General features: G+C 71.4%; 17 protein-coding genes and 3 pseudogenes. 7 read left to right on the top strand and 13 right to left on the bottom strand.

The features are described 5' to 3' along the window. Window positions 1–4: 4 nt before the first annotated feature. Window positions 5–772, top strand: a complete 768-nt coding sequence (locus OG562_RS45260; RefSeq protein ID WP_323187635.1) for an ABC transporter permease subunit — start codon at window positions 5–7, stop codon at window positions 770–772. Next, complete coding sequence (locus OG562_RS45255) at window positions 769–1,701, top strand: carbohydrate ABC transporter permease (protein WP_266408704.1); 933 nt, start codon at window positions 769–771, stop codon at window positions 1,699–1,701. Before OG562_RS45260 ends, OG562_RS45255 begins: the two co-directional genes overlap by 4 nt. Before the next feature lie 25 nt (window positions 1,702–1,726). Here the strand turns inward: OG562_RS45255 and OG562_RS45250 are convergent, their stop codons facing one another. After that, window positions 1,727–2,662: a glycosyltransferase family 39 protein gene (locus OG562_RS45250; RefSeq protein ID WP_266408702.1), complete on the bottom strand. Its 936-nt coding sequence runs from the start codon at window positions 2,660–2,662 to the stop codon at window positions 1,727–1,729. 533 nt (window positions 2,663–3,195) lie between these two features. Between OG562_RS45250 and OG562_RS45245 the strand changes: the two genes are divergently transcribed. Continuing rightward, complete coding sequence (locus tag OG562_RS45245; RefSeq protein ID WP_266408700.1) at window positions 3,196–3,666, top strand: DAK2 domain-containing protein; 471 nt, start codon at window positions 3,196–3,198, stop codon at window positions 3,664–3,666. After that, entirely contained in the window at window positions 3,663–4,160 is a 498-nt protein-coding gene (locus tag OG562_RS45240) for a ribose-5-phosphate isomerase (protein ID WP_266408699.1), read from the top strand. The genes OG562_RS45245 and OG562_RS45240 overlap by 4 nt, the downstream gene beginning before the upstream one ends. 455 nt (window positions 4,161–4,615) lie before the next feature. On the opposite strand, the gene OG562_RS45235 is transcribed toward OG562_RS45240, so the two are convergent. The 4 genes and pseudogenes from OG562_RS45235 to OG562_RS45220 form a co-directional block, all read right to left on the bottom strand. Beyond that, entirely contained in the window at window positions 4,616–5,683 is a 1,068-nt protein-coding gene (locus tag OG562_RS45235) for a hypothetical protein (RefSeq protein ID WP_266408697.1), read from the bottom strand. Between the two features lie 436 nt (window positions 5,684–6,119). Beyond that, window positions 6,120–6,722: a HutD family protein gene (locus OG562_RS45230; protein WP_266408696.1), complete on the bottom strand. Its 603-nt coding sequence runs from the start codon at window positions 6,720–6,722 to the stop codon at window positions 6,120–6,122. Window positions 6,723–6,988: 266 nt separating this feature from the next. Then, window positions 6,989–7,138 (bottom strand): annotated as a pseudogene (locus OG562_RS45225) (XRE family transcriptional regulator); the annotation flags it as partial. Between the two features lie 110 nt (window positions 7,139–7,248). Further along, window positions 7,249–7,527, bottom strand: a complete 279-nt coding sequence (locus OG562_RS45220; protein ID WP_266409862.1) for an undecaprenyl diphosphate synthase family protein — start codon at window positions 7,525–7,527, stop codon at window positions 7,249–7,251. Window positions 7,528–7,558: 31 nt separating this feature from the next. Between OG562_RS45220 and OG562_RS45215 the strand changes: the two genes are divergently transcribed. Further along, complete coding sequence (locus OG562_RS45215) at window positions 7,559–8,392, top strand: PIG-L family deacetylase (RefSeq protein ID WP_266408695.1); 834 nt, start codon at window positions 7,559–7,561, stop codon at window positions 8,390–8,392. 551 nt (window positions 8,393–8,943) lie between these two features. Beyond that, window positions 8,944–9,993, top strand: coding sequence for a GDSL-type esterase/lipase family protein (locus OG562_RS45210; RefSeq protein WP_266408694.1), 1,050 nt, complete (start codon window positions 8,944–8,946; stop codon window positions 9,991–9,993). 247 nt (window positions 9,994–10,240) lie between these two features. On the opposite strand, the gene OG562_RS45205 is transcribed toward OG562_RS45210, so the two are convergent. The 8 genes and pseudogenes from OG562_RS45205 to OG562_RS45170 all read right to left on the bottom strand — a co-directional run bounded on the left by OG562_RS45205 (window position 10,241) and on the right by OG562_RS45170 (window position 17,718). Then, the gene (locus OG562_RS45205; RefSeq protein ID WP_266408693.1) at window positions 10,241–11,122 is read right to left on the bottom strand and encodes a TIR domain-containing protein; all 882 of its coding nucleotides are present in this window, start codon (window positions 11,120–11,122) and stop codon (window positions 10,241–10,243) included. A gap of 1,090 nt (window positions 11,123–12,212) precedes the next feature. Continuing rightward, window positions 12,213–12,779, bottom strand: a pseudogene (locus tag OG562_RS45200) (DUF4157 domain-containing protein); the annotation flags it as partial. A gap of 447 nt (window positions 12,780–13,226) precedes the next feature. Next, window positions 13,227–13,487 (bottom strand): annotated as a pseudogene (locus OG562_RS45195) (MFS transporter); the annotation flags it as partial. Between the two features lie 119 nt (window positions 13,488–13,606). Further along, window positions 13,607–14,182 carry a hypothetical protein gene (locus tag OG562_RS45190; RefSeq protein WP_266408692.1) on the bottom strand — a complete coding sequence of 192 codons (576 nt, stop codon included), beginning with the start codon at window positions 14,180–14,182 and terminating at the stop codon, window positions 13,607–13,609. Then, window positions 14,179–15,573: a hypothetical protein gene (locus OG562_RS45185; protein WP_266408691.1), complete on the bottom strand. Its 1,395-nt coding sequence runs from the start codon at window positions 15,571–15,573 to the stop codon at window positions 14,179–14,181. The genes OG562_RS45190 and OG562_RS45185 overlap by 4 nt, the downstream gene beginning before the upstream one ends. Beyond that, complete coding sequence (locus tag OG562_RS45180) at window positions 15,570–16,403, bottom strand: ABC transporter ATP-binding protein (RefSeq protein WP_266408688.1); 834 nt, start codon at window positions 16,401–16,403, stop codon at window positions 15,570–15,572. Before OG562_RS45180 ends, OG562_RS45185 begins: the two co-directional genes overlap by 4 nt. Continuing rightward, the gene (locus OG562_RS45175; protein ID WP_266408687.1) at window positions 16,400–17,218 is read right to left on the bottom strand and encodes a zf-HC2 domain-containing protein; all 819 of its coding nucleotides are present in this window, start codon (window positions 17,216–17,218) and stop codon (window positions 16,400–16,402) included. The genes OG562_RS45180 and OG562_RS45175 overlap by 4 nt, the downstream gene beginning before the upstream one ends. Continuing rightward, window positions 17,215–17,718: an RNA polymerase sigma factor gene (locus OG562_RS45170; RefSeq protein ID WP_266409860.1), complete on the bottom strand. Its 504-nt coding sequence runs from the start codon at window positions 17,716–17,718 to the stop codon at window positions 17,215–17,217. Before OG562_RS45170 ends, OG562_RS45175 begins: the two co-directional genes overlap by 4 nt. Before the next feature lie 372 nt (window positions 17,719–18,090). Between OG562_RS45170 and OG562_RS45165 the strand changes: the two genes are divergently transcribed. Next, window positions 18,091–20,259 carry a SpoIIE family protein phosphatase gene (locus OG562_RS45165; RefSeq protein WP_266408686.1) on the top strand — a complete coding sequence of 723 codons (2,169 nt, stop codon included), beginning with the start codon at window positions 18,091–18,093 and terminating at the stop codon, window positions 20,257–20,259. Window positions 20,260–20,269: the final 10 nt, after the last annotated feature.

The raw sequence follows: 20,269 nt of genomic DNA, 5'->3' as shown, positions 1-20,269 counted from the left end.
GTCGGTGTCCGGCACAGCCCATGGGCTGGGCTCGAGCAGTTCACCACCCTCGTCCAGGATCCCTTGTTCTGGGGGGGCGCTGAAGAACACGCTCTACCTCAGCCTCGTCCAGCTGGTCCTCTTCTTCCCGATACCGATCGCGCTCGCCCTGCTGCTCAACACCGTGCTCAGCGAACGGCTGCGCAACCTCATCCAGTCCATCGTCTACCTCCCCCACTTCTTCTCGTGGGTACTGACGATCACGGTCTTCCAGCAGATGCTCGGCGGCGCAGGCGTGCTCAACCAGTTCCTGCGGCAGCACGATGCCGGCACCTGGGACATCATGACCGACTCGAACACGTTCGCCCTGCTGGTCACCGCCCAGGCCGTCTGGAAGGAGGCGGGCTGGGGCGTCATCGTCTTCCTCGCCGCACTCGCCGCGATCGACACCCACCTGTACGAGGCCGCCGCCGTGGACGGTGCCGGTCGCTGGCGCCGCATGTGGCACATCACCCTGCCCGGGATGCGCGGGGTGATCGTGCTGATGCTGGTACTGCGCCTGGGCAACGCGCTCACCGTGGGCTTCGAGCAACTCCTGCTCCAACGCGTGGCCGTGGGCCACAACGCGGCGGACGTACTGGACACCTTCTCCTTCTACTACGGCATCGCCACGAACAACTACGGCTACGGAGCCGCGGCGGGGCTCTTCAAGAGCGTCATCTCGCTGTTGCTGATCTGGGGCGCGAACAAGCTCGCGCACCTCTTCGGAGAGGACGGGTTGTACCGCAGATGAGCACTGCCGTTCCGCTGCGACAGCGTCGCAACGACAAACGCCCGGTCTGGGACGAGCAACCGTCACCCGCCACCACCACGGGCAAGAGCGCCGCTCTCACTCTGGTCACCGCAGTCGTCCTGGTACCGCTGTGGATCATCGTGGTCACCAGCTTCTCCACCCAGGCCGCCGTCAACCGGGCCGGCGGCCTGGTGATCTGGCCCGACGGACTCACCGCCTCCGCCTACCGGGAGATGCTCGCCGATCCCACCGTGCGCACCGCCGTGCTGGTCAGCCTGGGCATCACCCTCGTGGGAACAGGCGTCTCGATGGCGGTCTCCGTGCTGTGCGCCTACGGGCTGTCCCGCGCCCGCTCCTACGGACACCGGCCGATCCTGACGCTGCTGGTCACCACCATGTTCGTCAGCGGCGGCCTGATCCCCACCTTCCTGGTGGTCACCGGTCTGGGCGGCTACGGCCGCTACTGGGCCCTCATCCTGCCCAGCGCTGTGTCGGTCTTCAACATCCTCGTACTGCGGTCGTTCTACGCCGACACGTCGGCGGAACTCATCGACGCCGCCCGGCTGGACGGGGCCGGTGACTGGCGGATCCTGTGGTCGGTGGTCCTGCCCACGTCCCGCGCCGTCACCGCGGTCATCACGCTCTTCTACGCCGTCGGCTACTGGAACGCCTTCTTCAACGTCATGCTCTACATGCCTACGGAGAGCCAGAAGTGGCCCCTGCAGTACGTGCTGCTCACCTACGTGAACCGCGGCAACGGCTTGCCGGGCTCCGTCAACAGCGGATTCGGCAACGTCCACGCCGAGACCGCTCCGCTGTCATTGCAGATGGCCGTGGTCGTACTGACCCTCGTCCCCCTGCTCGTCGTCTATCCCTTCCTGCAGAAGCATTTCAGGACCGGTGTGCTCACCGGGGCGATCAAGGGCTGACGGTGCCGTCGCACGTTTTGCAGGCTCAAGCCGCGGCACGGTGTTCCAAGAGCATGTGGCCCCGAGCGTCGGCCGCGCCAGGAGCAGCCCGCCGCCCCGGGCCGACCTGGGGACACCCCTCCAGTCGCCGTACGGCCTGGGAGATGGCGGTGGCGTCGTCACGGCGGCTGTCCGGTGCGCGCAGATGCGGGGAGTACGCCGCCACGGCGAGCAGCGCGAGAGCGACCGCGACGAGCACGGGCTTCTTCCGGCCTCGGCCGCGCAGGATCCGGTCGAGGGCCGCGCCGGCCAGCAGCGCCTGTCCCACGATGCTGTAGAGGACGTAGCGGTCCTCGAACAGGGGGTGGACGAGCGAGGCCAGCAGGAGGATGGCGCCGGGCAGTACGGCCAGGGGCAGCGCGACCCGGACCAGCAGGACCTCACCGGAGTCGCCCCCGGTCCCGGTCCCGGGGCCTGTGGCCCTGCGGCGCAGCAGCCGACGGGCGCACAGCGCGGCGACCGTGCCCGAGCCCAGGAACCAGGCCAGCCCGCCGACGTCCATGCCGATCCAGGCCACCTGCGCCGTCTGGCCCGTGCTGAGCAGCGCCAGCGGTGCGACCCCGGCGACGGCGACGAACGCGGCGACGGCCCAGGGTCGGCGCGCGTCACGGGGCACCGCCCACGCATGCGCGACCAGCGCCAGGATCGCGAACTCGTGCAGGATCGCCGCCGTCAGCATCAGCACCGCGTATCCGCTCCACGTCCACGCGGACCGGCTGCGGATCGCGCGTATCAGGAGGTAGGTCGCCCAGACGACGCACGCCGTGACCAGGGTGTAGGAGCGGCCCTCCTGCGCGAAGCGCTGTATCTGCGGCGCCACCGCGAACAGTGCGCCCGCCGCGACCCCTGCGCGCGGGCCGACGAGCCGTCGGCCGAGGACGGTGACGCCCGCCGTGGCGACGGCCGCGGCGGGCGTCGCCACGGCGGGCGCATCACCAGCAGCGGGTCCGCCGAGCCGAAGACATGGAACAGGCCGTGCATCAGCAGGCAGTAGGCCGCGTGGACGAGATCCACGTGCGCGACCGTGGCCCACAGCTCCGGGAGGGTCCGGTGGGCCATGTCGTACGTGACTGCCTCCTCACGCCAGACACTGCCCTGCCGCCGGACACCCCACAGTCCGAGCATGACGGACAGCAGGGCGGGAAGGAGCGCAAGGCCCGGTCGGCGTCGGCGCCGACGCCGGCGCCGACGCCGACGCCGACGGACGACGACAACCGGCGGGGGTATCGGAAGCCGAGGTCGGGGCGGAGAGAATGCGGTGGAAATGGGAAGCTCCCCATGCGGGACGGTGGTCGACAGGGTTCGGAGGCGTGCCGGGCGCAGCATCGGCGGAGCCTCTCTGTGCTCCGGCGACGCTGCGGCCGCCGGCGGAGGGGTGATTCCGCCGACGGCCGCAGCCTGGGCTGATCGGGGCCCGGAGTACGTCCACCCCGCGGACATGAGCGCGACAGCGAGTTGCTGGGCGATCAACGCCGTGATGAGCAGGGTTATCGACCGTGCGTCTTCGGCCCTGGTGCTCTCGGGCGTCCGGGCGCCGGGCTGTGCGCCGCAGGGGCCTGCCTGACCGACAGCGCGCCCACGGTCACGGCCAAGGACGTCGCCGTTGCCGTACGGGCGGGACTCGAGGCCGTCGCCGCACTCGGCAAGGCCGCCCCGGGAGACAAAACGCTGCTCGATGCGGCCGTGCCCTTCGCCGACGCGCTGGAGGCTTCCCTCCGCGGTGGCGCGGACCTTCACACCGCGTGGAGTGAAGCGGTGGACGTGGCGCAGGCCGCTGCTCTGGCCACCGCCGAGCTGCTGCCGAGGGTCGGCCGGGCACGCCCCCTTGCGGCCCGCAGCATCGGCACCCCCGACGCCGGCGCGATCTCGTACGCCTTGTGCGCCCGGTCCGTTCTCTCCGCCATGACGAAGGAGCAGGTCGGATGACAGCACGAACACAGCCCATCCGGGTGGTCGTCGGCTGCGACGACGCGGGACTGGACTACAAGGAGACCCTCAAGGCCGACCTGCAGACCGACGAGCGTGTCATCGAAGTCATCGACGTGGGGGTGGGCATCGGGGAGACGACCGCCTACCCGCATGTTGCGGTCACCGCCGCTCGACTCATCGCGGAAGGCAGAGCCGAACGGGCGCTCCTCGTGTGCGGCACCGGCCTGGGAATGGCCATCTCCGCCAACAAAGTACCGGGCATCCGGGCCGTGACCGCCCACGACAGCTTCTCCGTGGAGCGAGCCGTACTCTCCAACGACGCCCAGGTCCTCTGCTTCGGGCAGCGTGTGGTCGGACTGGAACTCGCACGTCGTCTTGCCCGCGAGCGGCTGGGCTACCGGTTCGACACGGCCTCGGCGTCCGCGGCCAAGGTCGCAGCGATCCGTGGGTACGAAGACGACGAAGCAGGGCATGACCCCGGCGCTGCCTGAGGGCGAGCCGATCGCGGCAACGGGCCGGTGTCCACGTCGAAAACGACCAGCCACATAGAGCAAGAGGGCCCAGTCGGGTCGGGGAAGCCGGCCCCGGCCCCGAGCACGATGCCCGGCAGTACTTCAAGGAGCTCATCCTGCTCGCTGGCTGCAGCGGTCAACCCGGCGTCTGGCCGTTGTCGAGGAGACGGACAACCGTCTCTACCACTCCAGCGCGGCCCCCATCGACGCACGAGCATGCGCGGGGATCCCCCAGGTCCACCGGCATCGCACCGTCACGGCACCAGATCTGGGACAAGAACCTCCGCAAATACCGAACCGCATGTTCCGAGCGGTTCCAGCTCGCCGATCGGCTTCGCCCAGAAGCTGAACCAGTACAGCGGCCGCCCGGACCAGAGCCCCGCACAGGGCTGTTGCGGTGTGTGCGGCCTCGCGAAAGAGGGCTCAGCGACAGCTCACTGGATCAGGTCGGTGTGCGGATGCTCCGGAGATGCCGGGCAGACATAGAGCTGCAGATTGTCGGTGCTGCCGACTTCGACCGCGGTCGGCTGCGCGGGGTTCCGGCCGGCGACGTGACCGGCGGAAAACGCGGCGGCTTGATCCTCGTACGGTGCCCAGCCGTGCGTACCGCCGTCCCATTCGAAGGAGGCGATGGTCAGCAGCGGGACCATCTGAGCGTCGCAGACAGCGCAGAACCGGGGATAGGGGTCGGTGCGGCCCCACGGGGGCCAGCCGCCGACCTTCCAGCCGGGAGCGTCAGCCAGCTCACGGTCATAGAACGCCTCCGGATAGTCCGCGTGCGAGCTGTCCACGCCGACGTCAGCTGCCTGCCATGTGCTCCAGTCCTTCAGCGACTGCCGCATCTCTGCGCTCAGATCGAGGCTGCTGGGGTACTCGGTGATCTGTTCCGGCGCCAGCAGACACGGCTCCGGCACATAGCCTTCCCAGTCCGCCTCATACGGTTCCGGCGGTACGGCGAGGACCTCGCCGACCCCCGCGGCGGACCGCCAGAACAGTGCGGTCGAAGGCTTGGCATACGGCTCGTGGTCGTAAGGGCACCACAGCACCTGGAGCAGGTCCGCCTGTCCGGGCGGCCGCAACAGGGGTACGTCGCGCACATACAGCTGGGCCACAGGCAGCATGGGGACCGGGCACTCCGCGGGCCACGGAGGGCCTGCCTCGAGTCGCTCCATGAACGTCGCGTCGTTGCGCTCCTTGATCGCCGCCTCCTCAGGCGTGTACTGAGGACCATGGGGATCGCGGTGCAGCCGGGCCCGCCTGCGCCTCTCGAGCCGCACTTCTGCCGGTGACTGGCACACTCCGGTGCCCGGGTGCGAGCTTTCGCAGTGCGGCCATGGCTCCTCAGCCGGCCACAGCAACGGCCCCCCGACCGAGCTCTCCCACACCGAAGGCGACCCGGCACGAGGGTGCAGCCGAATGGCAGCTCGCCCCAACGGAGCCAGCTCAGGAAAGACTTCGGTGACGTCGACCGGCCGCGGCGGAGTAGTACGTACGAAGACCATAGCGGCGATCCTGCCACCAGCCACTGACAGTTCCCCGCCGCCTCAACCGGCGCCAGCGCTCAACTGGCCGAGTGAACGCTCGCCGAACCAGTCACAGCGACAACAAGCCTGCCTATGTGACAACTTTCGTGCTTCGGCTCAAGGTTCCGTGTGACTGAGTGCTTCAATCGGCCAGTTGCGCAGAGCGGCGTCCCGCCCAGACCGTCTTCTCCGCCATGCGGAATACCGCTGGTCGACTTCCGGAGCGATCCGCCACGAGCCTCGTCAACGGGCAGGCTGCTCGGGCTGAGGTCTGAAGGCAGCTCAGGACTTCGCCCTCCGGCAGGACTTCCACGTGGGTGAGAAAGACCGAAGGGGGACTTGCCGGTCGGGCCCGGGGAGGAAATGAGTGGACGCGCGAGCACGAAGACGACTGGGCGGGCGCCGGCTCCCGGCATCAGCGCGCCGCGGTGATCCTGATCTCGGCCACCGTGCCGTCGCCCCGTAGAGTCAGTGCCCGCGGGCCTTCGTGCGGTACGCAGTCGAAACGGCCGAGCGCTGTCTCCCGCCCGTCCGGTCCGCCTACGGCGATCCCCTCGGTGACCGCCATGACGAGTAGGGTCTCGCCCGCGGCGCACGCCATCTCCGCTCCCCGTGCGGCGGCGACGGTGACGATCTGCACTTGTGCCGTCGCCCGGCCCCTGCGGGTCATCACATTCATATCGCGCACCGCGCCCGCCTCCAGCCGACAGTCCGTCGCCGCGTCGCCGGAGAAGGCGAAGGGGCTCAACGGTCCGACCGGATGCGGGGTCCCGTCCACGGTCAGCACCATGCCTTCGCCCTCGACCAGGGTGATCACGCGGTCGATCCCGGGAAAGGAAGAGAAGGAGCCTCCCGCGTCCACGTCCGCGACACTCACCCGCCAGTCGAAGCCGTCCTCGGGCTCCGCCGGGGCCAGGGGCGCTTGCAGGGTTCCCGACGCGACCTCCCGGGTCGTACCGCCGCCGTTCTTCCACGGCATGCTGCGGTATCCGCTCCAGCGCAGAACATCTCCGCCCATCCGACGCCGCCTCCTTCTTCCGTCGTCCGGCCGACCGCGTTCGTCGGCGAACCTGGGCCCCACCGGGACTCGCGGTCGTCGGGTTGTATGAGCGCCACCAGACACGTGAACACCGAGTCCAGGGCCAGCCTACGTGTCGGCCAGGCGCAGAGAGCGGGGTGCCTCACCCGGCGGGCGGAGTCCCGAAGCCCGGAGCCAGGACCGGTCCTCCATCACGCACTGGCCCAGGCAGAACAAAGTGGGCTCGCGGCTCCGGCGACGGCATGTGCGTCGAAGAGCCGTGCCGCGTAGGCGGGCGGCAGGCCCTGGGTGACGGGCCGCAGCCGCGGGTCGTCGGTGGTGCCCGGGGCTGCGGTGCATCCGATTCGCGCCCGGGTGTCGATGACGATGCCGCCGGTCGTGGCGGCCTGCTTCCTTGGAGCGGTGGTCCAGGGCGCCCAGGGCACGACGGCGAACTGCAGGCACTTGCGGCGTGCGCCGTCGGCCGTGCGGTAGACCCTCGCCCAGGGGGCAAATCCCCGCTTCGTCAAGCTGCCTGGGCGAGTGCCGCGGCGGTCCGGGTGATCTCGTCGGGGCCGCCGTCGTTGATGCAGACAGCGAGTGTCAGTCCGGTGCGGTTGCGGGTGCGGTGTTCTTCGCGCCTGAGGGAATGGACGAGGTCCTCGGGCAGTTTGTCGGGACAGCCGGACCAACGCTGGCGCACGTCCAGGCCACGGAGGGGGCCCTCGTCGAGTTCGCGCTGGACTGCCTCCAGAATCGTGGTGATGTTGAGAGGCGACCGCTCATACGCCCGCCGCGGACTCAGACCGAGGCCTTTTCACACAGGAGGATGTTTCATGAATGACCGGCCCTTGACGCTCATGGCGGTACACGCCCACCCCGACGATGAGGCGACTGGAACAGGAGGTGTCCTCGCCCGGTACGCGGCGGAGGGCATTCGCACGGTCCTTGTGACGTGTACCGACGGCGGTTGCGGTGACGGACCGGGAGGTGTCAAGCCGGGCGATCCCGGGCACGATCCGGCGGCCGTCGCCTTGATGCGGCGTGAAGAACTCGAGGCAAGCTGCGAAGTCCTGAAGATCAGTCATCTGGAGATGCTGGACTACGCCGACTCCGGGATGATGGGCTGGCCGACCAATGACGCCCCCGGCTCCTTCTGGCAGACACCCGTGGAGGAGGGCGCTGCCCGACTCGCGGAACTCTTGCGGCGCTACCAGCCCGATGTGGTCGTCACCTACGACGAGAACGGCTTCTATGGCCACCCCGACCACATCCAGGCCAACCGCATCACGATGGCGGCGCTGGCGATGACCGCGCCGACACCGAAGGTGTACTGGACGACGGCGCCCCGCTCGATGATGCAGCGGTTCGGGGAGGTCATGCGCGAGTTCGGGGCGGACGGGCAGGAGCCGGATCCCGCTGAGGCCGCCGCGTTGGCCGAGATCGGGCTCCCCGACGAGGAGATCACCACCTGGGTGGACACCACCGCTTTCGGCGGCCAGAAGTTCGACGCGCTGGCCGCGCACGCCAGCCAGGGCGAGAACATCTTCTTCCTCAGGATGGGCCAGGAGAGGTTCACCGAGTTGATGGGCGTCGAGACCTTCGTACGTGTCCAGGACACCACCGGCGCGGCCGTGCCCGAGAGCGACCTCTTCGCCGGACTGCGCTGATCCGCCCGCCCACCGGGGGCCAGAGAGCCCATGGGGCCGCACGGGTCGCCGACTCGGCCTGTTCTGCGGGTGCGGCTCCATCGGGCGTGCTCGCACACCCGGAGGCTCGCTCACGTGGGTTCCGCTCCGCGGTCCTTGATCATCAGGGTGGCCCTGCTCGGTACCTGCTCCTGGCTCCGGCGCGGTGCCGTTCCCTGCCTCCTCGTCCCCCATGGCCCCGTCCTCGGCACCGCAGGAGGCGGTGTTGGCGCAGGGCTACCAGGTCGCCTGCGACCTCGTCCGGCACTCGGACCTGGTGGAGGGCCTCCGTGCACCGCTCGTCGGCAAGGACCAGAGCCCGCGCCGGACCCCGGCGACTCGGGGGAGATCGCGGAGGCCGAGGGGGCGGCGCTCTTCGCGCCGTGACGGACTTGGTCCGAGTCCGCCCGGGTTATTGACGTGCCAGTGACAACGGTGGCTTGATGAACAAGGCGCAGATATGGGAGCGCTCCCATATCTGCCTAAGCGTGTACCGCACTCCCACTCCCGCCCCACTTCGGGAAGGACACCCCGTGCGCAGCAGACACCACGCCCTCCTCGCCACTCTCCTGGCCGCCCTGCTCGCCTTCGCCGCCGGCCTCGGCCTGGCCGGCGCCCCGTCCGCCGCCGCCGTGACCCCGGTACGGATCATGCCGCTCGGCGACTCCATCACCGGCTCCCCGGGCTGCTGGCGCTCCCTCCTGTGGAACCAGTTGCAGAACGCCGGTTACACCGACATCGACTTCGTCGGCACACTGAACGCCCAGAGCTGCGCCCTCACTCACGACGCCGACAACGAAGGCCACGGCGGCTTCCAGGCCACCGCCACCGCCGACCAGAACCTGCTGCCCGGCTGGTTGGCTGCGACCCTGCCGGACATCGTTGTCATGCACTTCGGCACCAATGACGTATGGAGCAGCATCGCGCCGGACACCATCCTCGCCGCGTACACCAAGCTGGTCGGCCAGATGCGCGCCAGCAACCCGGCGATGAAGGTGCTGGTCGCCCAGCTCATCCCGATCAACCCGAGCAGCTGTGCCGAGTGCGCCGCTCGTACGGTGGCCTTCAACCAGCGCATTCCGGCCTGGGCGCAGGGCATCACCACCGCGCAGTCGCCGGTCACCGTCGTCGACCAGTGGACGGGCTTCGACTCGGCCGCCGACACCTACGACGGCGTCCACCCCAACGCTTCCGGCGATGCCAAGATGGCGGCCCGCTGGTACCCGGCGCTGTCCGCCCTGCTCACCCCGGGCGACCCGGGGGATCCCGGAGACCCCGGGAACGGTGGCTGTTCGGCGACCTTCCGGGCGGTGTCGGTGTGGCAGGGCGGCTACCAGGGTGAGGTGACGGTCACCAACACCTCGTCCACGGCGTCGATCTCGTCCTGGGCGGTGACCCTCGCACTCCCGACGGGCAGCCAGCTCACCCAGGTCTGGAACGGTGCGCTGACCGGGACGACGGTGCGCAACGCCGGGTGGAACGGCACGGTGGCGGCGGGGGCGAGCGCTGCCTTCGGCTTCCTCGCGAGCACGCCTGCTGCGGCGGGCACGCCTTCGGTGACGGCCACGTGTTCGGCGTCCTGACCCCGAGTCCGCCCGAGGTTTCACGATGATCCGCAGCGAACCGGTTCCCTCGTGCGGCGCGAGCGGCGGCTCGCCGGGAGATCCCGCTGCTCGCCGCGGGCGACATGACGGCGAAGCGGGCCGCACAGGGTCCGGCGGTCGGGGGCGTGGCGTGTTCGCGGTCGGCCACGGCGCGGCCCGACCCGCCGGGCGCAGGCACCCCATGGACCGTTGCCCGCCCACCCCGGCCGACCGCTACCGGCGGGCCTCAGCAGGGCCGTTCAAGGGTGAGCCGGTAGTGCCGCGGGTCGGCAATGCCGTGCAGATCCTCGGCGGTGAGGGAGCGGTCGTCGCCGCCCAGGAGCTGGAGACGCCGCAGCTCGCGCACCGGGCGCAGCCCGAAGGAGGATTCCAGCTCCAGGTCGAGTAGGCCCTCCGTGCGGGAGAACCACCAGCGGCCGGTGACCCTGCCCTGCATGCCTGCTCGTCGGTGGGTGCCTGTGAGGTGGCCGCCTTCGACGGAGTCGTCCGGCACCGCCGCGTCCGCCGAGGGGGCGAGCTCCACCTCCAGGGACTCTCCGTGCTGGGCGTCGCTCTCGATCCTCCAGTGACCGGACTCCACGGCCCCGACCGTCGCCGGGGCCCGCCCGGAGCCGTCACCGGATCGCGGGTCGGCGGGCGGGGCGCCCAGGAGGCGGTGGACCGCGGCGCCCGCCTCCTGGTCGTCGCTGCCGGGTGGAAGCTGCTCCACCCGGCCCTGCCCGGGAGGCGGGGCCGTCGTGTCGAGTGGCCAGACCAGGCACGGCTTGCCGAACGAGGCCGCGTACCGGTACTGCTCCTGGACGTGGGGGTCGTCGGCCGCGTCCCGGGACCACAGGAGGAGGAACAGGTCGCAGGCGCCCAGCTCCTGAAGTACCGGCTCGGCCGGCAGGCCGTCGTCCTGGTCGCGGGACTCGTCCAGTGCGGTCCGGGCGCCGTCGGCGCGCAGTCGGCCGTCCAGGGCGGCGGCCCGGTCGGCGTCTGCGGGCGCGTAGGCGAGGAAGACCCCTGGGCGCGCCGCCCGTCGGGGGCCGTCGCGCCCGTCGTGTGCCGTGCCGAACTCCTCGTCGCGCTCGTTGTCGTGCTCGTCGCCGTGCTCGTCGTCGGGCATGGGCACCTCAGGCCTCCGCGTCGTACGTGTCTGTCTCGTGGCTGTGGTGCCAGGGGGCCTGCGGGTTGTAGGAGGCGAGGTAGTAGTCCGCCGCGCAGGTGAACGTCTCCGGGAACAGTTGGTGCGCCCGCTGCCTCAGGATGTTCATGGCCGCGACCTCGTTGGCCAGTCCCGCCTGGTCCTGCTGGTTCGCCGGCTTGGCCATCTCCGCGTCCACGAGGTCCTGGGCCGCCTGGAGGTTGTCCTTCAGGAACTGGGGCCATTGTGCGGGATTGCTGCTGTACGTGTAGTTGGGGGTGACCCGGTAGTGGATTACCTTGGGCCACCTGAGGCCGGGGTTGTTCAGCGGTGCCGCCGGGTCCAGGACGTGGGTGACGTTCGGGTGCGCCTGCGCGTACGGTGCCAGGGCGGCCGGGCTTGACAGGGTCCCCTGGACGGTCTGCCCCGGGGCGGCCCAGCCGATCTTGCCGTCTCCGAGGTTGACCGGCGGGTTGGCGGCGATCCACTGCTCGTAGCCTGCGGCGAGCCCATGGGTGCCGTTCTGCATCGAAGCACGGATGGGCCGTTCGACCTTGTTGAAGTGCTCCTGGGTGTTGGACCGGGCGGAGCCCATGAAGATGTTCGAGGCCGTGTTGTTGGCACCCGCGACGAAGTCGCCGTTGATCGCGTGCATCGCCGTGGCCACGTTCTGCTGCCCTTGGGCGCGCACCAGGTTGACGTCTGCGGTCTTCATGGTGGTGATGTCCGCCGGCTCGCCCGGCGCCGAGCCGCCCCCGTTGTTGCTGAGCATCCTCTCCAGGTGCAGCCAGTTGCCGAGGGTGCCGCCGCCGGGGTACACCAGGCCTGCCCCCACCAGCGCGTCGGTCTGCGTGGCGCCGAGTGTCCCGGCGGAGGGCGTCATGTTGGTGAACGGCTGGAAGACCGCCGCCCGCTGCAGCACGGGACCCCCGGCCTGCGGGCCCGCGCCATGGCCGCACTCGTCCCCGTGGCTGTGCTCGTCCCGGTGGCCGTGCTCGCCACCGGGCCGGTGCGCGTGCTCCTCGGCCCGCTCGCCCGCAGCCGTGGCGGGACCGTCAGCGCTCACCGCACTGCGCATCACCCGAACGGCGTTGGCCTCGGCCTCACGCTCGAACCGGTCGGAGGGGTCGGAAACCCTGAGCCCGGAGCCGTTGTCGGCGCCCGCGACGGGCCCCTTGCGCTGCTGGAGGACATGGGTGAGTTCGTGGGCCAGGGTGTGCCGGTCACCGCCGCCCTCCCCGATGACGACATGGCTGCCCGAGGTGTAGGCGCGAGCGCCGACCTCGGCGGCGGAAGCGCGAGCGGCGCTGTCGTCATGGATGCGGACGTCGGAGAACTCGGCGCCCATCCGGCCCTCCATCTCGGAGCGCACCGCAGCGTCCAGCGGACGGCCAGACGTGTGCAGGACGTCCTGCACCGTCGAACGCTGCACCGCAGGCAGCCGGCCCGTCCCGCCAACCCGCCCCGCCGGCCCTCCCGCTCCTGCCTGGCGGAGCATCTGGACGACGGCCCGGTTCCCCGCGGCGGCCTGCAGCGCCATCAGGCCCGACAGCGGTGTCCGGCCGCCACCGCGGGATGAGCGGGTCGGCGTGCCGGCGCGTCCGGCAGCCTGGGTCCGGGCGTCGTCTCGAGCATGCAAAAAGGGCCTCTTCCCGCGCAGAAACAGCAACCCTCCCTGGATACGCGCCCGACGGTCGCGGCACCAGGGACCGAAGGGCACACTCAGGTGCCCCAATGATCACCTGGCCCCCGTGTCAGCGAGTGAAACGTCACTGACACGGGACAGCACACCCGCTACCACCTGGGACCACCGAGGCGGACGCCCCCGGCTGCTGCCCGCCGAAGGAGTGACTCCATAGGCCGGGCTCCGGGGATGGCCGACCTTCCCAGGGTCGGTGGTGTCCGACTCGGGGTCAGATCTTTCCGGCCGCCGTGGCGGTGAGCCAGTCGGCGGCTTCGGTGTGAGTCAGGAGCGGCGCCTGCGTCCGGTGGGCGGCGCCGTCTTGGACGACGTGGACACGGCCCGGGGGCGCTGAACGTCGGGGCGGGGGCGGCTGTGCAGGCCCGCCGGCGAGGAAGGCGCCCCGCCGGCGAGCGGCAGGACCAGTGCCCCGAGTGCGGCGCCGGTCGCGATGCCGGCGTTGCAGGCGCCGGAGTTGGCCGCGAGGGCGATGTCCGTGCGGCCCGGCGCGCAGTGCGGCATCGCGGTCTGGGTGACCATGGATACCGGCCCGAGCGCACCGCCCGTCAGGGCCGGGAACATCACTGCCGCCACCGGACGAGTGCCGACCGCGTACAGGCCGAGCATGCCCACCGCCTGCGCGGTTTAGGCCGTGGGCAGCGCGGCCGCCGTCCCCTTGTGGTCGGGTCTGTCCAACGCTTGCCGGCTGGTGGCCGCCGCCCTCGTGAGCGCCGCGGCGGGACCGCGGCACCACGGCCGTGGCCCGATGCGGTGGCCCGGTCCGGTTACCGTCTTGGTCCCGCGACGGCGTAGGCCGTGGTGCCGGCGACCGCGAGGACCAGGGCCGTCCAGGTGCCCGCCGCCGTGCCGGGCGGCAGCAGCATCCAGGTCGCCACCTGCATCGGCGCACTCGTCGGGGGCGGGGCGAAGAACGAGAACGAGAGCCAGGCGAACGGCAGCGTCCATGCGTACGGGCCGCCCGAGAGCGTCGCGCCCAGGGCGACCAGTCCCGTCAGGCCCGCACTGTCCCGGGCAACGAACGCGGTGGTGGCCATGGACTCGCCCATTGTCTGGACTGTCAGCAGCACCGCGGCGACGACCACACCGGCGAGCAGCACGTGCGCCGCTCTGCGGGGCGCCCAGCGGATCGCGGCCGTCCGGTCCAGCGCGAGGTCCTGCCCGCTCAGCCCGATCGAGGCTGCCATCGCCCCCGTAGCGAGGACGAGCACGGGCAGCCGCGGATCACCGGGCCCCTCGCCCCCGTCCCGGGCGCATGCCCACACCGCCACCGCGCTGATCACCACCGCGGCGAGCGACACGGGTACCTGACGCGAACGCGCGTACAGCGGCAGCCACCTCACCGGGACGCACCGCCGTTCAGCGCGTCGAACGCGTCGCCCTTGCAGGAAAACGCGGCGGCGCGCATCGCGTTGATCCGCGAGAGCTGCTCGGCCCGCGCAAGCGCCTCGAGTTCCTTCCACACCGGGCGGGTCTCGGCGTCGACCTCGCGGCGCAGACTTGCCGGTGTGCCAGGAAGCGGCCTGAGGTCCCCGAGCACCCAGCCCACCGCGACGGTCTGCGCGAACAGATCTCCCCCGAAGCCGCTCCAGCCGACGGGGGTGCACTCTGGCGCGATGCCTTCGGCGATCAGGGCCCAGGTCAGCTCCTCGCCCTTCGCGGCGGCGATGATGTCGTCGTCGAAGTCGAAGAGCACGGTCTTGCGGGACCACTGCGGCGTGGAGCCGTCCGGCAGTACGGCGGTGTTCTCCCGGACCGAGACCGGCGCCTGACTGCCCAGCGCGCCGTGCAGCAGGCGCAGCGCCTCCTTGCCGGGACCCGCAAGGTCGGCGAGTCGTGCCTGCTGCGTCTTCGTCACGCACACCGGGCCGTCGCACACCAGCTCGGCGGCCGCCTCGTCGACGACGTACATCCGGCCCGGGTCGGAGGGGAGGACGAGCAGGGCGAGCGCCAGGCCCGCCAGGACGGGCGTCAGGGCGGTCAGCCGGGCGCGCGGAGTCGCGGCGACCAGCAGCGCGAAGCCGGTCGCGGCCATGCCGAGCAGCCAGATCGTCTGCCCGACGTGCACCCAGGCGGAGAGCGTGACGAGCGCGTCGCGCACCTCGTCCACCGCCGGTGACAGCAGGGAGACCCGGTTCGGTTCCGTGCTCGTGAACCCCGTCGCCGTGGTCGTCTGCGTCCGGCCCGACGACATGTTCATGAGAGCCGTGAACACGAAGGCGCCCATGGCCAGCGCGGGCGGGGTGAGCACGTACGGCAGGGCCCGCCCGGCCCCCATGCCCAGCACGGCCCCCGAGACGAGGGACAGTGCCCCCACCAGAGAGATCGGCAGCCATCCGAGGTGCATGTACTCGGTGTTGGCGAGCACCTGGACCCCACCCACGAGGACGAGGAGCGCAAAGGCCGAGGCCAGCGTGATCGCCGTCGTGCCGGCCCCCGTGGCCGCGCGGTGCCAGGCGGGCCGCGGTGTGCTCGTCAGCAGCTCGGACATCTTCGAGCGGTGGTCGCGCAGGCCCTGCAGCGCCCCGAGCCCCACGGCGAGCGGCCACAGGTAGAACAGCAGGGCGCGGGTCCACAGGGCCATGGACGTCCACTGGGCCGTCCACGCCGTGGTCCCCGTCCACCACGCGCCGTTCAGCAGGTACAGGAACGCCAGCGCCGTCGCCAGGACCACGGCTCCGGCCCACGGGGCGACGGAGCGCCTCAGCTCGATGCGCAGGACACGGATGTTCACCAAGTGCCCCTTCCCTGCCCGGGGTTGAGCAGCAGTGCCGAGTAGCCGCGCTCCAGCGGGCTGTCACCCACGTGCTCCGGGCCGCCCACCGAGGCCAGCTCGTCCGGAGGGCCCTGGAAGACCAGCCGGCCCTCGGCGAAGAGCACCACGTCGGTGCAGGCGGCGGCGACGTCCTCCACCAGATGGGTCGAGACGACCACGCAGGTGTCCGTGCCCAGTTCCTGCAGCAGCTCGCGGAAGCGCAGCCGCTGCGCCGGGTCCAGGCCGGCCGTCGGCTCGTCCAGCAGGAGGATCAACGGGTCGTTGACGATGGCCTGGGCGATGCCGACCCTGCGCACCATGCCGCCCGACAGGGCCTTCATCTTCTCGTCGGCCCGGTCCGCCAGACCCACCCGCTCCACGGCACGCTGCACCGCCGCGGGGATGTCCGCCTTGGGCACCTCCTTCAGCCACGCCATGTACTCGACGAACTCGCGCACCGTGAAACGCTTGTAGTAGCCGAACTCCTGCGGCAGGTAGCCGATCCGGCGGCGCAGCGCACGGTGCTCCCCTCGGCCGCCCACGGACTCGCCGAGCAGTTCCAGACTGCCCTCGGTGGGGCGCAGCACGGTGGCCAGCGCCCGGATAAGGGTGGTCTTGCCCGCTCCGTTGGGGCCGAGGAGGCCGTGTACGCCGGTGCCCAGCGACAGGTCGAGCCCGTCGACGGCCATGCGTTTCCTGCCGGCCCTGACCTTCAAGCCCGTGGCCTGGATCTCCCAGGCGTAGGCCGTCGGCGCGATCTCGGCCGCGCTCACCGCGGACGTCATGTGATGGTCCTTTCCGATGGTCATCGATGGGCTCCCAGCACGGAGTACGCGCCCCTGCGGGCGATCACGACACCGATGCCGAGTGCGAGGATCAGCCCCCACGCGGGCAGGCCACCGGTCTGCAGCGCGAAGGTCGTACGGCTGGTGGCGAGGGTCGGCGCCACGATCACGGCGGCCCACACGGCGGCCAGCAGGACGGCGGCGCGGGTCACGCCGATGACACCGCCGAGCGCCAGGGTCGTCGCGGTGAAGGCCAGGCAGGGCAACAGCCACTGAGCCACCATGACCCCCGTCGCCCATCCGCCCACCGACAGCGCGGGGACGAGCACGCCGAGCACGGACGCGGTGCGCCGCAGCACCAGGTACAGCCCCGCCCTGGGCACCGAGGCCGTCAGCTCGTACGCCGGGTCCAGACCGCGCGACCAGGACGCCGCGACACCGAGCACGGGCAGGACCGGCGCGAGCAGCAGCACCAGCGACACCTCGCCGGAGCCGGTGTCGACCAGGTCGAGCAGCAGGGCCAGCAGCGTCACGCCCACGACCATCGCGAGCCACGGCACCATCGTGGGCGTCATCCATCTCGACAGCCGCGCCGACCAGCGCCGTCCGCGCGGCATCATGGCAGTGGCGGCCAGGTGGGGTTCGAGGCCGGACCACACCGTCTCGACCAGCGACGCCACGGCGGGCACCTGGGCGCCGACGGCGGCAGACAGCCGGTCACGGCACACCCGGCACGCCTCCAGATGGGCCTCCACGGCCCACACCTCGTCGGCGGCGAGGTCCGCGCCGCCCCGCGCGTATCCGTCGATGACCCGCATCGACGCGTGTTCCACACTCATGCCAACGCCTCCCGCATCGCGATCCGGGCCCGGCGGGCACGGGTCTTGACCGTGCCCTCGGGCAGCCCGAGCAGGACCGCGGTCTCCCGGACGGACAACCCGTCGAGCACCATGGCCTGCAGTACCTGCCTCAGCTCCGGCGCGAGGCACCGCAGCGCGTCCCCGACCTCACCGCCGACGGCCGCCCGGAGCGCCTCCTCCTCGGCGGCGGGCGCCGCCTCGGGCACAGCGGCGGCCGGCGGCGGCTCCGCGTGGTGAGCCCTGCGCCGGAACGCGTCGACCAGGCGGCGGGCCGCAATGGTCCACAGCCAACCCGTGGCCGTCCCTCCGACCGCGGCCCCGGCGAACGCACCCGCCGCGCGCCACACCGCCAGGTAGGTCTCCTGCATGACCTCCGCGACGATCTGCTCGTCCACACACCGGCGGCGCAGCCGCACCGCCAGCCACGGCGACGTACGCCGGTACAACTCCTCGAACGCGGCACGGTCGCCTCGTGCCACCAGCCGGACGAGACGCTCCTCGTCCAGCTCGTGCAGCGCTGCCCTGACTGATCTCACACCCGCTAGACGCCCGAGCCGGTCCGCAGGTTTTCCCCCCGACGTGATCCCCGCCACATGTGGGAAACCCGTGGGCTCCACTGGGTCGGGCATCGCCTTCAGGACCGTCCGGCCCGGGTTCGAGAGCACGGCCCCACCGGCCGCGGCATTCCTCGCTGTCGGCGTGCACCGCGCGATCACCGCGCGATCCGCTGGTGTGGGCGAAGCGACCCCCGGTGGTATTGAATGAGGTGTGCGGTCAGGGATCTCGGGGCCCGGTCGCACGGGTCCGAGTAACGACCCCGGCGCTGCGCCGGGGACTGCTGAGAGAGCCCCATGGACTCCACGCCCTCGCCCTCGCCCTCATCGCCGTTCGACCTGGTCAGCAGTGCCCTGGGGCGCTACATCCCGCGCGGCGGATCGGCAGCGACCACCGGTCCTGCCCCTGCGCAGGGCGACCGCACCACCCGCCGACGCGTACCGGACACCGACAATCCGGCAGCCGAACGTCATGATCAGATACTCGGCGTGGTCAACCTGGACAGGGATCTGAGAATCACCCGCCGGAATCTGGACGCCGCCGTGTTCGCGGGTCTGGACGCCGTGGCCGGGAGTGCTTTCGCCGATCTCCTGCCCGCCGGGGACGTACCGACGGTCACACGGCGGTTGCGGCAGGTCCTGGAGACCGGTGAGGCGCATGTCGCCCGCATCCAGCGCCTGCGGCGCGGCGACGGGTCGGAGCTGGTGGTCTCGATGAGCATCCTGCCCGCCGCGGCGCCTCAGGAGGGATTGATCGTCTCCCTGATCGCCATGTCCAGGAGGCTGCACCTGTACGCCGCCGAGACCGCCATCGGCACCTCGCTGGACATCGGCGAGACCGCACAGTCGCTGGCGGAGTCCCTGCTGGCTTGGGGAGACGTTGCCGCCGTCGACCTCGATTTCGCCGTGTGGACGGGCGAGGGAGTCACCGATCAGGCGCCGGGGCGCATCCGGCTACGGCGCGCCGCCCTGGTACCGGACCGGGCGTGGCCCGAGGGTTACGTGACTCCGGGTGACGATCTTCCGAGCGACGCGAGTCGCCTGCTGGCGCAGGCCGTACGGCGGGACGACGCCCCGCAGGCCATCGTCATACCCGACCGGGAGGCGGTCGAGCGGCTGCTCGGCAGTCCGCGAGTGATCCGTGCCCTGGTGCCCGGTGACCGGTCGGCGAGTGTGGCGTGCATACCGCTGGTCCTGGACGGGACGCCGCCCGTCGTGCTGGGCGTGGCGGAGGTCTGGCGGCGGGCGGACTGCCCCTTCCACGACAGCGAGTTGCTCGACCTGCAGGAACTGGTGGCCAGGACCGCCCATCACGTCGACCTGGCCCGGCAGCACCAGCGCGAGCACACGCAGGTGCTGGCGTTGCAGCGCCGGCTGCTGCCCCGGACCGGCGGCCACACCATTGAGATCGCCAGCGTCTACCAGCCCGCCACCCCCGACAGCGCGGGCGTCGGCGGCGACTGGGTGAACAGCTTTCCGCTGCCGGACGGCCGTACCGCGCTGGTGGTCGGTGATGTGGTGGGGCACGGCCTGGGAGCCGCGGCGACCATGGGCCAGCTGAGCATGGAGGCCCGCGCGCTGCTGTCCGCAGGGCTGGCGCCCGACGAGGTGCTGGAGCACCTGGACGAGACCGTGACGCTGCTGGACGACGCGGAGTCCGGGCTGGCGGCCGGTTACAGCGCCCTCGGCTCCACCTGCTGCATCGCCCTCTACGACCCGGTCAGCCACGACGTGGCGCTCTCCAGCGCCGGCCACCTCCCCCCGGTCCTGGTGCTTCCGAACGGCCAGGCGGCCCCGGTCGCGCTCAGCCCTCACCCCGGCCTGGGCGCCGAGTTCGCGCTGCGGGAGCCGTTCGACGTGTACACGTTCGGGGCGCCCCCGGGCTCGCTGCTCGCCCTCTACACCGACGGCCTGGTGGAGGATCCGACCCTGTCGATCGACGAGGGGATCAGCAGGCTGGCGGATGCCGTGTCCACGGTGCACCCCTGGGACACCCTGCAGCAGGCCGCACGGCAGGTCGTCTCCGCGCTGGCGCCCGTGCGCCAGCGCGATGACGTGACCCTGCTGCTCGTGCGCATGATCGGCTACCGCAAGGGGGACACCGCGACCTGGCGGCTGCCCGCCCGCGACGACGCGCCCGCCCGTGCCCGCGCGCACGTCTCCGCGCTGCTGCGGCAATGGCAGACCAGGGGTGACACCCGGGACGACGTGCCGCTGCTGGTCAGCGAGCTGGTCACGAACGCGGTGCGCTTTGCCGCCGGTCCCATCACGATACGGCTGATCAGGGCCGGTCCCGGTCTGCTGTGCGAGGTGGGCGACACCGGCAACGGCAGGCCGCGCCTGGGCCGGGGCGGCCTCCTCGACGACGGCGGGCGTGGCCTGCACATCGTGCACAGGCTCACCACCCGGTGGGGGGTGCGGTGGACGGACACCGGCAAGGTCGTCTGGGCGGAAGTCGCCGGCTGACCCGGCCGGC

Origin of the sequence: Streptomyces sp. NBC_01275 (genome assembly GCF_026340655.1) — a bacterium.
Taxonomy (GTDB): Bacteria; Actinomycetota; Actinomycetes; order Streptomycetales; family Streptomycetaceae; genus Streptomyces.
The sequence above is the reverse complement of the archived record's forward strand: the minus strand, read 5'-3'. Positions and strand labels throughout refer to the sequence as shown.